13 protein-coding genes are annotated in these 14,886 nt (G+C 33.3%); 3 read left to right on the forward strand and 10 right to left on the reverse strand.

The genetic code is table 11. From position 1 onward, the window contains the following. Positions 1-39: 39 nt before the first annotated feature. The 3 genes from ATE84_RS24425 to ATE84_RS24435 all read right to left on the reverse strand — a co-directional run bounded on the left by ATE84_RS24425 (position 40) and on the right by ATE84_RS24435 (position 4,177). Entirely contained in the window at positions 40-1,050 is a 1,011-nt protein-coding gene (locus tag ATE84_RS24425) for a FecR family protein (RefSeq protein WP_101450406.1), read from the reverse strand. 183 nt (positions 1,051-1,233) lie between these two features. After that, positions 1,234-1,782 (reverse strand): RNA polymerase sigma factor, encoded by a 549-nt coding sequence (locus tag ATE84_RS24430; protein ID WP_101450407.1) that lies wholly within the window; start codon positions 1,780-1,782, stop codon positions 1,234-1,236. 109 nt (positions 1,783-1,891) lie between these two features. Next, complete coding sequence (locus ATE84_RS24435; RefSeq protein WP_101450408.1) at positions 1,892-4,177, reverse strand: glycoside hydrolase family 3 N-terminal domain-containing protein; 2,286 nt, start codon at positions 4,175-4,177, stop codon at positions 1,892-1,894. A 270-nt stretch (positions 4,178-4,447) separates the two neighbouring features. Between ATE84_RS24435 and ATE84_RS24440 the strand changes: the two genes are divergently transcribed. The 3 genes from ATE84_RS24440 (at position 4,448) to ATE84_RS24450 (ending at position 7,865) form a co-directional block, all read left to right on the forward strand. Continuing rightward, positions 4,448-5,383 (forward strand): hypothetical protein, encoded by a 936-nt coding sequence (locus ATE84_RS24440; RefSeq protein ID WP_143273704.1) that lies wholly within the window; start codon positions 4,448-4,450, stop codon positions 5,381-5,383. A gap of 53 nt (positions 5,384-5,436) precedes the next feature. Further along, positions 5,437-6,168 (forward strand): glycoside hydrolase family 25 protein, encoded by a 732-nt coding sequence (locus ATE84_RS24445; protein ID WP_101450410.1) that lies wholly within the window; start codon positions 5,437-5,439, stop codon positions 6,166-6,168. Between the two features lie 158 nt (positions 6,169-6,326). Continuing rightward, positions 6,327-7,865, forward strand: a complete 1,539-nt coding sequence (locus tag ATE84_RS24450) for a serine hydrolase (RefSeq protein ID WP_101450411.1) — start codon at positions 6,327-6,329, stop codon at positions 7,863-7,865. 84 nt (positions 7,866-7,949) lie between these two features. Here the strand turns inward: ATE84_RS24450 and ATE84_RS24455 are convergent, their stop codons facing one another. From ATE84_RS24455 to ATE84_RS24480, 7 genes are all read right to left on the reverse strand, one after another. Then, positions 7,950-10,076, reverse strand: a complete 2,127-nt coding sequence (locus ATE84_RS24455; protein WP_101451230.1) for a thiamine pyrophosphate-dependent enzyme — start codon at positions 10,074-10,076, stop codon at positions 7,950-7,952. Positions 10,077-10,240: 164 nt separating this feature from the next. Beyond that, positions 10,241-11,314, reverse strand: coding sequence for a branched-chain amino acid aminotransferase (locus ATE84_RS24460; RefSeq protein WP_101450412.1), 1,074 nt, complete (start codon positions 11,312-11,314; stop codon positions 10,241-10,243). 83 nt (positions 11,315-11,397) lie between these two features. Beyond that, positions 11,398-12,705 (reverse strand): dihydrolipoamide acetyltransferase family protein, encoded by a 1,308-nt coding sequence (locus tag ATE84_RS24465; protein WP_101450413.1) that lies wholly within the window; start codon positions 12,703-12,705, stop codon positions 11,398-11,400. A gap of 123 nt (positions 12,706-12,828) precedes the next feature. Continuing rightward, positions 12,829-13,425 carry a transferase hexapeptide repeat family protein gene (locus ATE84_RS24470; protein WP_101450414.1) on the reverse strand — a complete coding sequence of 199 codons (597 nt, stop codon included), beginning with the start codon at positions 13,423-13,425 and terminating at the stop codon, positions 12,829-12,831. Positions 13,426-13,535: 110 nt separating this feature from the next. After that, positions 13,536-13,697 carry a four helix bundle protein gene (locus ATE84_RS26680; RefSeq protein WP_233195887.1) on the reverse strand — a complete coding sequence of 54 codons (162 nt, stop codon included), beginning with the start codon at positions 13,695-13,697 and terminating at the stop codon, positions 13,536-13,538. Beyond that, positions 13,676-13,903, reverse strand: coding sequence for a four helix bundle protein (locus tag ATE84_RS26685; RefSeq protein WP_233195888.1), 228 nt, complete (start codon positions 13,901-13,903; stop codon positions 13,676-13,678). The genes ATE84_RS26680 and ATE84_RS26685 overlap by 22 nt, the downstream gene beginning before the upstream one ends. Before the next feature lie 106 nt (positions 13,904-14,009). Beyond that, positions 14,010-14,762, reverse strand: coding sequence for an enoyl-CoA hydratase/isomerase family protein (locus tag ATE84_RS24480; RefSeq protein WP_101450415.1), 753 nt, complete (start codon positions 14,760-14,762; stop codon positions 14,010-14,012). Positions 14,763-14,886 lie beyond the last annotated feature (124 nt).

Here is a 14,886-nt window from a genome sequence, read left to right on the forward strand (position 1 = left end):
TAAATTATAGGGTTATTTCATATCATACGATTGATGTTTTTAGTTAATTACAAATTTTCCATTTTCATTTTTATATCTCAAATCTGTTGATTGTTTAAGGACTTCCATTACCTTTTCTACACTATCTTTTAAATCCAGATGTCCAGAAAAAGTCTGTTTTTTAAGTTCTTCACTCTCTATCAAAATTGTAACATTATAATATCGAGAAAGCTTTTTAACTATCACATCCATTCTTTGCTTTTTGAATATAAATTTACCGTCCCGCCATGACATATATTTAGTAACATCAACTCTGTTACTACTCATCTTTTTGGTTTTGTTATTATATATAGCAAGTGTTCCTGGTGTTATTTTCATGCTTGATTTCCAAAAAAAAGAACTCCCTTTATATTTTATCATTACACTACCTCTTTCTAGTGCTGTACTCGTATAATCATCATCACTATAACTGCTTACATTAAATACTGTACCCAAAACTTTAATATCATAATCATCAGTAACAACATAGAATGGCTGCTTATTATTATGCATTACATCAAAAATAGCTTCTCCTATAAGGTGAACTTCTCTTTTATCTCCATTAAACACAACTGGATATGTAAGTCTAGAACCCGAATTAAGCCATACTTTTGTGCCTTCAGAAAGTGTAATTTTGATTCTCTTTCCATAAGGAACAATAATCGTATTAAACGTATTCTCTAACGATTGTTCTACTATTTTAGAATTATTTACAGTTACTTCTCCACCAGAGCTAGAATACGTAATGCTTGGTGCTTCTTCTGTAATTTGAACTTCCTCTTTATCATTTAAAACTAACTTCACATCTCCGTCTTTATCAATATTAGTACCTGTAACATCAACATAATTTTTTAATGCTGAAGAGTTTTGATAGGTATTCGTATACTTAATAGAAAAGAACATAATTGTAATCGCTGCAGCAACACTTATATAATAGTATACTAGCCTTCTCTTTTTCCTTTTATTATAATATTCGGTAACAGACGCATTTATTTTATTTTTTAAAAGTTTTTTCTCTTCTTCAGTTAGCATTTTTAGGAAGATTTTAATATCAATTATTTTTTTGTACTTTTTACTTAGTAAATTATTACACCATAGTATTTGGTAAAAGTTTTAAGGTGAAATAACAAATTCAGTACCCTATCAAACTATAAAAGCATCAAAATCAAAAAACATAGACAAAAAATTATTGTTTTTTTTGATTTTCATTGAAATCTAAATCTCATTTCTTAATTTTTTCACTGCCCTGTAAATAAGTGTACGCACTGATTCTATAGAAATCCCCATGATTGCAGAAATCTCTTCGTATGATTTTTTTTCATCAAATTTTAAGGATAACCCTTTCCGTTGCCTGCTAGAAAGAGAGGTTAAAGCAATAGAAAGTTTTGCTTCAATTTCTAAGGAATTTTCTGACTGAATAATAATTTCTTCTATTGATTTGTATTCAGATCTAATTTCATTTTTTTTCTCTTCTGTTGAGAATAGACTAAGCTTTGATTTAAATTTTCTATTGATCTTTCTTTTCAAAGATTTAAAAAGATAATATTTTACATTATCTACATCAGAAAGTTTTTTACGGTATTTATAGATGTCTAAAAATAGATCATGGATACAATCTTTAACATAGTCTGTATCGTTGGTATGTTGAATACCAAATTCATAAAGTGCATCTATATACCTATCATATAGTTGATTAAAAGCGTCTAAATCCCCTAATTTAACTTTTGTCCACAATATAGAATCTATAGTTTTAACGGATTGCATTTAAAATAGTTTAAGGGTTCATAAATTCTTAAATAAATAATTTATTTCCTGACCATTTAAGAATGTTAATTTAACACTAAAAAACAAAAGAATAATCCTAAGAAAATATTCATGGTTCTTTTAGCTCTTTTTCCAGTACTATTTTTTTAGAAAGAGGTCCAATCATAACCTCAAATTCCCCGCTTTCTGCAACCCATTCATTATTTTCATTAACAAATTTTAAATCATCAATTCCAATCATAAATGAAACTGTTTTTATTTCTCCAGGTTGAAGCTCTATTTTTCTAAATCTTTTTAGGGTTTTCACCTCTGGTGTAATACTAGCAAACATATCTTTTAGATAAAGCTGTACTACTTCCTTCCCTGTTCTTATTCCGCTATTTTGAACATCGATAGTTATTTGAATAGAGTCTTCTTTACTCATAAATATTTTATCTATGTTCAAATTTTTATAGCTAAAAGTTGTGTACGATAATCCATAACCAAACTCATACTGTGGATTATAACTCTTTTGATAATCAGCATCATCATTTTGCTCTGTATCTCCTAAACTTTCTGTATATTTTCTATTATATTTTTGCAGAGAATTTGCGTATCTGGGATAATTATAAGGTAATTTCCCACTTGGGTTTATATCTCCATAAACAATATCGATCAAGGCACGTGCTCCTTCATTTCCAGGGAGATAACATTGTAAAACAGCATTCATATCATTTTCAAACTGACTTATGATTCTTGGTCTTCCTTCATTAAGAATTAGTATAATCGGTTTATTTAGCTTAGCTAACGCCTGAGCTAATTTGATTTGAGGTTCGGTGATCATCAAATCGTTAATATCTCCAGGAGTTTCTGTATAATTATGCTCTCCCAAACATAAAATTATGTAATCTGCATTATTAGTAAGTGAAACAGATTTGGCAATATCAATCTCTTCAAAAATAGATACTCCAGGAGTATATGTTACATTTTGCTCTCCTATTTTATTTTTAAATGCTTCTAAAATTGTAAGCTTATCGTTTGCATATTCATCACTTTTTTCTCCTTGCCATGTATATGACCATCCTCCATTAAGATATTTCATACTATTCGCAGTTGGCCCAGTTATTAACACCTTACTTTCTTTAGAAATAGGAAGTATTTTATCTGTATTTTTTAGTAACGTAATAGACTGGGATGCGGCGATATACGACATGGCTACTGAAGAAGGAGAACCAAAATCCGGATAATCTTTAGGGTCTGTAACTGGTGTTCTAAATAAATCTAATTCAAATTTGACTCTCAAAATTCTGCTTACAGCATCATCAATTCTAGACATAGGTACTTCACCATCACTCACTAAAGAAAACAATTCTTCAAAAAATGAGTAATTATCTGGCACCATACTCATGTCAACTCCTGCCATAACTGATTTTTTAACAGCTTCACGCATAGTAGAAGCTACCTTATGACGCGTATGTAAGTAAATTATATCTTGCCAATCGGTTACAACAAAGCCTTTAAAATCTAATTCGTCTTTTAGAATTTCTGTTATCATTTTTTTACTAGCATGCACAGGAATGCCATTAATCTCTCCAGAGCTAATCATAATACTTTTGGCTCCTGCATTTATACTTTTCTCATATATTGGTAAATCATGCTGTCTAAGTACTCTCTCAGGAATAATACTTGGGGTCCTGTCTTTTCCTGTAGTTGTACTACCATATCCAATATAATGTTTAAGGCAGGTAGCTACTTTATCAGAAGCACCAACATCATCCCCCTGAAAACCTTTTACCATAGCTGCAGCCATTTGTGAAGACAAATAAGTATCTTCACCAAAAGATTCCCATAGTCTTGACCAGGCTGGATGTCGAGGTAAATCCAGATCAGGTGAAAAAACCCAGGGTATTGAAGATGCTCTGGTCTCATAAGCTGCAATTGCGGTACATTTTTCTACCAATTCAGCATCCCATGTTGCAGCCATACCAATTTGTTGAGGAAATAAAACAGCTCCATCTGTATAACTTGCTCCATGAATAGCATCTATTCCATAAATTATCGGAATTTTTTTATCAGTTTGATTAGTTTCGGCCAAAATCTCATTTAAAATCGCATTCCACCTTTTTGGTTTTGGAGCTCCAGGATTAGGTGTATTAAGTATTGAACCTATCTTATACTTATGAATTGCCTCTCTTAATTTATTTTTATCAAGTATCCCTGGCTCTCCTTCTTTTTCCAGTGCAGTGATTGTAATTTGAGTCATTTGACCAATTTTTTCCTCCAAAGTCATACTTGATATTAGTTTAGATACTTTGGCATCAATTGGGTCAGAAGAAATACCCTCTTGTTTTCTAAATGAGCAGGATGGTAATAGAGCTATACTTAATAGGATCGTAATAATCGTACTAATTCTCATATTGATGATTTATTAATTCGTGAACATTTATTAAAGAGTACTTACTTCAAGAAACATAGACATTATTACGAATGTTTTTTTATTTAAATATTAAAAACATCGCTTAAATCATATCAAAACTATAGAGAATCATAGGGTTATATTAGCGTGTCTTTTTCTATACATGCTATATATATTTCTGCCATAATCACGTATAAATACTTACATAATTTATTTCAAAAATTATCTACCTTTAAATTACACAAAAAACAAACCAACTTTAGCAACCTTATGGATATCAACCAAACACTATCCAATCTAATTAAAAATGATAAAACCTGGATTATTATCATCTCTTTGATTATTATCACTTTAGGGTGTAGTAACATATTAGTATCACCAGCTATTGATTTTTTATCTGATATTAATGGGGATATGATGCTAGGCCTTGGCCTTGCCATGGAATTAAAAAGTATTACTACAGGTATTGACAATTCGGGTATTCTCTTAGTGGGAGGGCTGGCAACAGAGCTTTCTGATATTTTTACACGAGCAATTAATTATTTAACCTTTGCTAATATTGTAATCGCGGTTCAAATCATATTGATAAATATGAGTAAATCATTATTGCTCAAATTACTTCCTGCGTTTTTTCTTATTGGTATATTCTTTGAAAAATTTAAAAAAGTAGCTTTAAAATTACTTATTATAGCATTTCTCATCAACCCAGGGCTTTCTTTATATGTTAATGGAATACACTACGTGTCTGATATTATGGAATTAGACCTTGGTTCTTCCTTACATGAACATCTTTCGTCTATTAAAAATAAATATGAAGCAAAGAGAAAACACATTAAATCAAAACAAGAAGCTCGAAAAGAAAGACAATTAGAGAAAGCTAAAGAAAAAGGTCATAAGCGTATAGGTATCTTTAAAAAAGTTGAAGATGCAGTTGTTGATAAAGTTGAAGATGTTAGTGTGGATGTAGGAGAAGGGTTTTCTGAAGCTTTTGAAATTTTAAAAGAAGGTAAAAAAGAATTGATGAAACTTATCATAAATATGATTAGTAATCTCATTGTTCTTTTTCTTATTTTACCACTATTATACTTTTATCTCATGAGTTTCTTACTCAAAAAATTCTTTCATTTTTCCGGGTTAACTAAAATCAAAGAGGCTCAAGAGGAAAATTTAAAAAAACTTAGTAATGACCTAACCAATAATTCATAGCAATTTAAAACTTCATACAATTAAATACTCTTAAGACTTAACCAATAGAATTCATGAAAAAAATTACCATTCAACTATTTATACTATTGTTAGTACTACTTTCTTGTGCAACAGATAAAAACAATTTGTGTAATTCAGAAAATCAAAGACTAGAAACAGATCCTTCTATTTCAGGAATGGATGTTTCTCATTTCCAAGGTGATATCAAATGGAATGATATTAAGAAAGATAATGTTAATTATGTTTATATCAAAGCTTCAGAAGGTGCTGATTTCATAGACCCAAAGTTCAAATCTAATCGAGCAGCTGCAAAAAGCAAGTGTATTTACAGAGGAGCTTATCATTTTTATCAAACCAGTGATGACCCCAAAATACAAGTGCAAAATTTTATATCAGCTGTAGGGCAATTAGAGCCTGGAGATTTACCTCCAGTTCTAGATTTAGAAAAACTGGGTATCAATGCTCCTATTACTATAAAAGAATATCAAGAAAACACTTTACTTTGGCTGCAAATGGTAGAAAAAAAATTAGGGGTATCTCCAATTATTTATACTAATCTATTTTTTGGCATTAAGTATCTTGACCATCCCGATTTTTCAAAATATAAATTGTGGATTGCAGAATACACAAAAGAAAAGCCAAAACTTCCCGAAACATGGAAAAATAAAGGTTGGACCTTCTGGCAACGTACTGATCTAAAAAAATTAGAAGGTATTAAAGGCAAAGTAGATTATGATATATTTAATGGAGATGCTGAAGCGTTTAGAAAATTATTAAAACAGTAGTATACATACAACCAATATGGTCTTAATTAGAGAAATCTATTGTATTATCTGATTATTTTTGAATGGTATTCTGAAACTAGCCTGGTACTTCTCATATCACACTAAATAAACTATATTTACTTTTTGAAACACACAAAGCATTATCTAAAATTAATATCATGAAAAAACTATTGCTGCTATTTATAGTATTCCTAATTTCTACAACGAATATATTGGGTCAAACAAAAACTACTGTTGATCTTAAAAAGCTAGATGAATACTATGCAAAAATGGTAAAAGATTGGGATATTCCTAGTGCTTCTATTGGAATTGTTAAAGATGGAAAACTGATTTTCAGTGGTAGTTACGGAGTAAAAGAGAATGGAAAAAACGAAAAACCAGATGAAAATACTTTATATGCTATCGCATCTAATTCTAAAGCCTTTACTGCTACCATTATTGGGATGCTTGTTCAGGAAGGAAAGCTAAATTGGGATGATAAAGTAAAGAAACATCTCCCTTATTTTGCACTCTATGATCCATGGGTAAGTAATGAAGTTACGATTAGAGATATATTAAGCCATCGTGTTGGACTGGGTACATTTAGTGGTGATGTGATCTGGTATAAAGCAAACCTAACATCAGAAGAAATTATAAAGAGAGTTAAACACCTTCCTAAAAATTATGATTTCAGGTCTGGATTTGGCTATTCTAATGTGATGTATATCACTGCAGGAGAAATTATAAAAAAAGTAACCGGAAAAAGTTGGGGAGAAAATGTAAAAGAACGGATCCTGAACCCTCTGGGAATGGATAGAACCATAACATCTTACAAAAAACTCGGGACAAAGAAAAACTATGCTACTCCTCATGGTCGTACTAATGATAAGAACATCCCTATTGACTGGGTAGATTGGGAAGAAATAGGAGCTATGGGTGGGCTTATTTCTAGTGTAAAAGATGTTTCTAAATGGATGATCTTTAATCTAAACCATGGTCGTATAAATCAAGATACCTTACTTACCAAAAATACCAGAAATATAATCTGGACACCTCATAATAATTATAGAGTAGATCACACTTCAAAAAATGATTTCAATAAGCATTTTAGTGGCTATGGATTAGGATGGGGATTAAGTGATTATCAAGGAAGGCTTAGTGTTGCTCATACAGGAGGGTTTGATGGTATGATTACAGCAGTTACTTTAATTCCTGATGAAAATCTAGGAGTTGTAATACTCACCAATGGTATGAAAAGCCCAATTAGAGCTGCAACTTACCACGCTTTAGATCAATTTTTGGGTACAACATCTATCGATTGGTCTGCCAAACTATTAGAAAAAGCAAGTAACAGTGGTAAAAAAGATACTCGAATCTCTAAAAGAAAAGAAAAAAGAGAACTAAACACCAAACCATCTGTCGCACTAACTAAAATAGCAGGAGATTATATGTCTGATATCTACGGAAAAATTAAAATCTCGTTAGAAAAAGACCAGTTACGCATGAAATTTGAGCACACTCCTGATTTATCTGCCACACTACGACACTGGCATCATGATGTTTGGGAAATTGTATGGGATAAAAAACATGCCTGGTTTAGTTTCGGAACAGTAAAATTTAATACGGATAATAACCTAAAGATAAAAAGTATGGATTTTGATGTTCCTAATGATGATATCTTCTTTGAAGAACTAAAACCATATAGAATTTCTAAATAATATATAGCTATTTAAAAAAATGAAAACCTGAATTTTAAGTTAAAATTCAGGTTTTTCATTTTAATCTGGTCTATTTGAGTAAAATCAATATGCTAATAATTCCATTATCTTCTCTTTTACCTTTTCTGTAGAAGGAATCATTGTTTGCTCAAGTGTGCTGTTCAAAGGAATAGCTGGCATATTTTCTGACCCAATTGTCATTACAGGGGCATCCAAAGATCTAAAACATTCTTCCTGGATCTTACCTGATAATGCTCTTGCAAAAGAGTTATTGGTTGGCTCTTCGGTTACAACAAGGCATTTCTTTGTTTTCTTTACCGATTCCATTATGGTTTCCTCATCAAGAGGGTATAATGTGCGTAAATCAATAACCTCAACTACTTCTTTCATATCCTTTGTAGCATTAAGAGCCCAATGTACTCCCATTCCGTAGGTTACGATAGTCATAGTCTCTTTTTCTTCTTGTGCCCATATGCGTTGTACAGCATTAGCTTTCCCAAAAGGTAAAATATAATCTTCTGATGGCTCTATAGTTCTGGCAGCATCAGTTCCTTTTACTTTGGACCAATACAATCCCTTGTGTTCCAAAATAACTACAGGATTTGGGTCGTGATATGCAGCTTTCATCAATCCTTTAAGATCAGCTCCATTACTTGGATATGCTATCTTAATACCTCGAATATTAGTTACTACAGATTCAACAGAAGAAGAATGATAAGGTCCTCCACTACCATATGCTCCAATCGGAACTCGCAGAATCATCGATACCGGCCATTTCCCATTAGACAAATAACATGACCTACTCACCTCTGTAAATAATTGGTTTAACCCAGGCCAGATATAATCGGCAAATTGTACTTCTACAATAGGTTTTAATCCAACTGCAGACATCCCAACAGTAGAACCAACAATAAAGGCTTCCTGAATAGGAGTATTAAATACACGCTCATCTCCAAATTTTTGCGCCAACGTAGCCGCTTCTCTAAAAACACCTCCTAATCTTCCTCCTACATCCTGGCCATATAGTAAACACTCTTTGTGCTCTTTCATTAATTCTTCTACCGCAAACAGAGCGCAATCCACCATCACCACTTCTTCTTTATCAACAGGAGATCGTTCTCCTTTCTCTTCTGTAATTGGTGTTGGAGCAAAATCATGAGTAAACAGATCCTCTGGCTTTGGATCTTCAGCCTTCATGGCTTCATCCAAATCTTTGGCTACTACTGCTTTTGCTTCTGCTTCGATAGCCAATACCTCATCTTCTGTAAAACCAGATGAAAGTAATTGATTTCTTAATACTGGATATGGATCACGAGAGCGAGCTTCTTCCAGGTCATCACGGTACCATTCCATTCGTACTCCCGAAGTATGATGATTTAATAAAGGCACTTTGGCATGCACCAAAATCGGTCTTCTTTCTTCTCTAATTGTTTTGATTACTTCTTGTATCGCCAGGTAACTTTCGGTAAAATTGGCCCCATCGATAGAAATAGCTTCTAATCCATTAAATCCTGCCGCATATTCAAAAGCATTTTGCGCACGGGTTTCCTCTTCATTTGCAGAAATATCCCATCCGTTATCCTGTACCAAATACAAAATCGGCAACTGCTTTAAAGCAGCCATCTGAAAAGCTTCTGCAATCTCTCCTTCTGTTACCGAAGCATCTCCTAAAGAACATAGCACCAGAGGTGCATCTAGTATCTCACTCTTGCCGGAATCCATCGCTGATGGTTTTGTTATCTCACTCTTGTCAGGATCGTTTCCAGAAACATGATCTATCCCTACCAATTCTTTGTATTGCATTCCCATTGCCACTCCTGTTGCAGGTATTGCCTGCATTCCTGTTGCTGATGATTGGTGCGGAATTTTTGGTTTATCCTCATCACGTAAACTAGGGTGTGAATAATACGTTCTACCTCCAGAAAATGGATCATCTTTTTTAGCCAACAATTGCAACATCAAATCATAAGGTCGCATTCCTATTCCCAGTAACATCGAATCATCTCTATAATATGGGAACGCATAATCCTGAGGTAATAACTGCATTGCTGTAGCTATTTGGATTGCTTCATGTCCTCTTGAGGTCGCATGTACATATTTAGAAACAGTCTTAAAGTTTTCTTCATACAACTCTGTCATCGACTTAGCGGTACAGAGTGTCATGAATGCTTTTTGTAATGTTTCTTTTGCTATGGTCTTTTCTGCTAACATTTCTTTTTTGATTTTTGAATTACGAATATTTGTAATTCTGAATTCTTCATTTATCAATCTCAAGTCAGGTTGAGCTGGTCGAAATCTTTTTTAAACCAAATGGATATAGCTATTTCTACAGAGGCTATTCTAGGTTTATCGAAGGGCTCAATATGACAAAACTTTTATCTTACTTTCTCTCTAACAGGTACGGGTATAATCCAACCATGCTTATCTTCTCTTTTCTGAACTTTAATCTCATCCAAAGTATCCTTCATATCCTGGCTTACTGGGTTTGTATCGGGTAATGTGATCAATTCTTCATTATACCCAATAGCTTCAACCATAGCGATAGCAACAGCTGTACCTGTCCCAAAAGCCTCTTCTAATTTTCCTTCTTTCGAATATGCAATAACCTCATCGATCGTAATCGGACGTTCTTCTACCTCAAAACCTTTATCTTTAAGTAAAGTGATCACACTATCTCTTGTAATTCCTTTTAAAATAGAACCATTGGTACTCGGAGTAATAAATTTACCCTCTACTTTAAAGAAAATATTCATCGTTCCTACTTCCTGGATATACTTATGCTCATTGGCATCCAACCACAATACTTGGTCATACCCTTTGGCTTTGGCTTTTTCGGTAGGTAGAATCGCTGCTGCATAATTTCCTGCTGCTTTTGCTTCTCCTGTTCCTCCATCTGCCGCTCTTATATATTCGGTTTCAGCATATAATCTGATTTTTTTAGTAAAGAACGGACCTGCAGGAGAACAGATTACAATAAACTTATAACTTGATGCTGCTCGCATCCCGATAAAAGGTTCATCTGCATACATAAATGGGCGTAAATACAATGCGCTTCCATCTTGTGGTGGTATCCATCCTTGCTCTATTCCTACAATCTGCTTTACTGCCTCTACAAAAAGCTCTTCGGGTACAGAAGGCATTCCCATTCTTGCTGCACTATGATTAAATCGTTTTGCATTTTCTTCTGGTCTAAATAACAACGGAGTATTATCATTACCTACTGTTGCTTTCATTCCCTCAAAAATTGCTTGCCCATAATGCAAAGCCATTGCTGCAGGATGCGTAGGAATTAATGCTAACGGTTCGATTCGTGGGTTTTGCCAAGCTCCATCTTCATAATCACAGATAAACATATGATCGGTAAAGGCTTTTCCCAAAGGAATAGTAGAAAAATCAATATCCTTTAATTTTGAATCTGAGGTTGTTGTAATTTTGATTTTTTGCTCCATTAGTATTAGTTTTGGGCACATCCCAGTGGGTCGGGCTATTCGCGCTACATGGTAGCCAGCTTCTATCCCTTGTGCATTTATTATTATATTTCTCTATTTATATCAAAAGCTTCCAATTCATCACCTACTTTACGTAAAAATGACCCTCCTAAAAACCCATCTACTACTCTATGATCAAAAGACAATGACAAATACATCATACTCCTAATTGCAATTTCGTCTCCTTTTTCTGTAGTAATTACTTCGGGTCTTTTCTTAATAATCCCTAAAGCAAGAATAGCAACTTCGGGTTGATTAATGATTGGTGTTCCCATTAAACTACCAAAGGTTCCTACATTAGAAATAGTAAAAGTACTCCCTTGTATTTCGTCTGGTTTTAAGGCATTATTTCTTGCGCTATTAGCTAGGTGATTTACACGTTTAGCTAATCCAAGTAAGTTTTTCTCATCAGCATTTTTAACTACCGGAACGATTAAATTACCATTAGGCAGTGCAGTTGCCATACCAACATTAATATCGCTATGTACCACAATCTTCTTGTCATCTACAGAAACATTAATCATCGGGTATTCCTGAATTGCCTTAGCAACAGCTTCTACAAAAATTGGAGTGAATGTTAATTTCTCTCCATGTTTTTCCTTAAACTTTACCTTTACTTCATTTCTCCAATTCACAATGTTAGTTACATCAACTTCAATATAACTGGTTACGTGAGGTGAAGTATGCTTAGAATACACCATATGATCTGCGATCATTTTTCGCATACGATCCATTTCTACAATACGATCTTTTCCTTCTACAAAAGAGATTAGAGGTGCATTGTAAGTTGATTTTGGTGCTTGTGGTTGTGGTCTGCTTGGTAAAGGATATTTTCTGTTTTTCAGGTAATGCATCACATCACTCTTACGTATACGACCATCTACTCCTGTACCAGCAATACTTTGTAGTTCTTCTATGGTTATATTTTCTTTTTGAGCAATACTAATGATTAAAGGAGATAAAAAACCATCGTTTTCTCCTGTATTTAGAGTTTTGAACTCAGAATTACTTGCTTTTCTTGATTCAGAATTAGCCAATGGTTCCTGAGTTTTTTGTGATTTTTCAGTCGTTTTTGACTTTTCAGGTTTTTGGCTCAGTGTTACAGATGTTGCATCTGCATCAATTACGGCAATTACCTGTCCTATTTCTACTACTTCATTAGGTTGGTAACGTATTTCTGTAATCACTCCATTACAAGGAGAAGGAACCTCAGAATCTACTTTATCTGTAGCTACTTCTAAAATCGTCTCATCCTCTTCTACTGTATCACCTACATTCTTTAACCAGTTAAGAATGGTAGCCTCTGATATACTTTCACCCATTTTGGGCATTTTTAATTCTACTGTCGACATTTTGGTTAACTAATGTTTGTTAGTTTATTGTTTGTAATATATTAATTTTAATTCGTTTATGTTACATTTCGACAACACTTCGACAAGCTCAGTGTGGCAGCTCCATGTGACACTCGTAATTACCTATTTTCGCTTAAACTCTTCCAGCGTTTTATAAAATGCTTCTTGTTTGGTTCTATCTTTCGAAACCTCTCTTAAAGGTTCTACTTCTTTAAGTGACTCATAACAATCTGCAGGTAATTGCTGATACAACTTTGTTCCTTTTGTTTTCCAGGCTATCATTTCATCACTCACTTCTTTAATTACCTTCGCTGGATTACCAACAATCAAACTTCGTTTTGGAAAAACTGTATTTGCTTTCACAAAAGACATTGCCCCTACTATACATTCATCTCCAATTTCTGCATCATCCATAATCACAGTATTCATCCCAATTAGACAATTACGGCCCAAATTTGCTCCATGAATCACTGCTCCGTGTCCTACATGTGCACTTTCTTTGAGCACAATAGATTTACCCGGAAACATATGTACCGTACAATTTTCTTGTACATTAACTCCATCTTCAAGGATAATCTCTCCCCAATCTCCACGTATCGCGGCTCCTGGTCCGATGTAACAGTTTTTACCAATAATAACATTACCGGTTACTGCTGCTAATGGATGCACAAAACTACTTTCGTGTACTACGGGTATATATCCTTTAAAGCTGTAAATCATTATTAAATATCAAATTATAAATGTAAAATCTAAAAGTTTAAAGTAATCAGCAATTCTAGTAAAACTTTATCATTTAAAATTTTACATTTTTCGGTTTTGCTGTTTATATTCTATTTCATATTTGATGTTTTTATACTAGTAGTAAAAATTGCAACCAATTCTTTACATTCTTGTATAATAACATTAAACTTCTCATGATCTTTTATTAGTTCTGCTTCATTTAATACCTGCAAATTAACTTGTGATTCTCTTAACTCTTTCCTTTCAGACATATTTTCATTTTATGAACAAAATCTCTTCTTGATTCTGCGCTTTGTGCTTCACCATAATTTAAAGCAGAAGAAGTAGAGGAACGAATTAATTGTTTAGTCAAATGCTCTGATGCAAAACTTTTATTCAAAGCATTTGTACTAAGAATAATGCTCGCTGAAAATTTCACCAATCGCTCTTGTAAATCATATTTTTGAGTCGTTTTCACTTTCAGTTTCTTCTTAAATTACCTCATTAGGTCTATTTATCATTATATAGATATACCACATTTTCATCCTCAATTAGCAATAGATTCCTGCCTCCAAAGGAATTTGTTATTTAAATCGTTTCAATGTTTCTTTTGTAAAGTCACTTAGCACCAATCTTCCGCTAATTACGGCTCTATCTGCCAAAAGTGTATCCCAATCCTCTGTTCCTTTCCAAAATGCTTGTTTCATATCCTTCATTGCCTCTGGATTGTAGGTGCATAAATGTTCTGCAAAAGCTTTTACTTCAGCATCTAATGTTTCTATATCTTCAAAAACTTTGGTAAATAACCCTTTATCTCTAGCCCATTCTGCATCATAAAATGAATTGGCATCAATCGCTATTTGTGTCATAGCAGACAATCCAATTTTACGTTCTACTGCAGGTCCTACTACAAATGGTCCTATACCAACATTAAGTTCACTTAATTTTATGGCCGCATATTTTGTTGCCATACAATAGTCGGTTGCAGAAGCTAATCCAACTCCACCACCAACAGTTTTTCCTTGTACTCGCCCAATAACAAATTTTGGACATTTACGCATAGCATTGATCACATTGGCAAAACCAGAGAAAAATACTTTTCCGGTTTCGGCATCATTAATATTGATCAATTCTTTAAAACTGGCTCCGGCACAAAACGTTCTGTCTCTTCCACTTTTTAATACAATTACCTTGATGTCATCATTATTACCAGCATCAGTAATTGTTTGAGCAAGCTTAGCCAAAATATCTCCTGGCAAAGAGTTATGAGCAGGATGAAAAAACTCAATGGTTCCTACCTGATTTTCTATGTTTATGTTTACGTATGGTTGTGTCAAAATAAATATCAATTTTTAAATGTAAAATCTAAAAGTCTAAAGTAGATAGCATTGCTTTACAACTTTATCATTTACTATTTTACATTTTTCGGTTTTACATTATATCTCAATCTTGGATTCCAGC

The organism is Aquimarina sp. MAR_2010_214 (assembly GCF_002846555.1).
Classification (GTDB): domain Bacteria; phylum Bacteroidota; class Bacteroidia; order Flavobacteriales; family Flavobacteriaceae; genus Aquimarina.

Coding starts and splice junctions, on each gene's coding strand:
- ATE84_RS24425 (WP_101450406.1), bottom strand. CDS start 1,050: ATGCTAACTGAAGAAGAGAAAAAACTTTTAAAAAATAAAATAAATGCG.
- ATE84_RS24430 (WP_101450407.1), bottom strand. CDS start 1,782: ATGCAATCCGTTAAAACTATAGATTCTATATTGTGGACAAAAGTTAAA.
- ATE84_RS24435 (WP_101450408.1), bottom strand. CDS start 4,177: ATGAGAATTAGTACGATTATTACGATCCTATTAAGTATAGCTCTATTA.
- ATE84_RS24440 (WP_143273704.1), top strand. CDS start 4,448: ATGGATATCAACCAAACACTATCCAATCTAATTAAAAATGATAAAACC.
- ATE84_RS24445 (WP_101450410.1), top strand. CDS start 5,437: ATGAAAAAAATTACCATTCAACTATTTATACTATTGTTAGTACTACTT.
- ATE84_RS24450 (WP_101450411.1), top strand. CDS start 6,327: ATGAAAAAACTATTGCTGCTATTTATAGTATTCCTAATTTCTACAACG.
- ATE84_RS24455 (WP_101451230.1), bottom strand. CDS start 10,076: ATGTTAGCAGAAAAGACCATAGCAAAAGAAACATTACAAAAAGCATTC.
- ATE84_RS24460 (WP_101450412.1), bottom strand. CDS start 11,314: ATGGAGCAAAAAATCAAAATTACAACAACCTCAGATTCAAAATTAAAG.
- ATE84_RS24465 (WP_101450413.1), bottom strand. CDS start 12,705: ATGTCGACAGTAGAATTAAAAATGCCCAAAATGGGTGAAAGTATATCA.
- ATE84_RS24470 (WP_101450414.1), bottom strand. CDS start 13,425: ATGATTTACAGCTTTAAAGGATATATACCCGTAGTACACGAAAGTAGT.
- ATE84_RS26680 (WP_233195887.1), bottom strand. CDS start 13,697: ATGTCTGAAAGGAAAGAGTTAAGAGAATCACAAGTTAATTTGCAGGTA.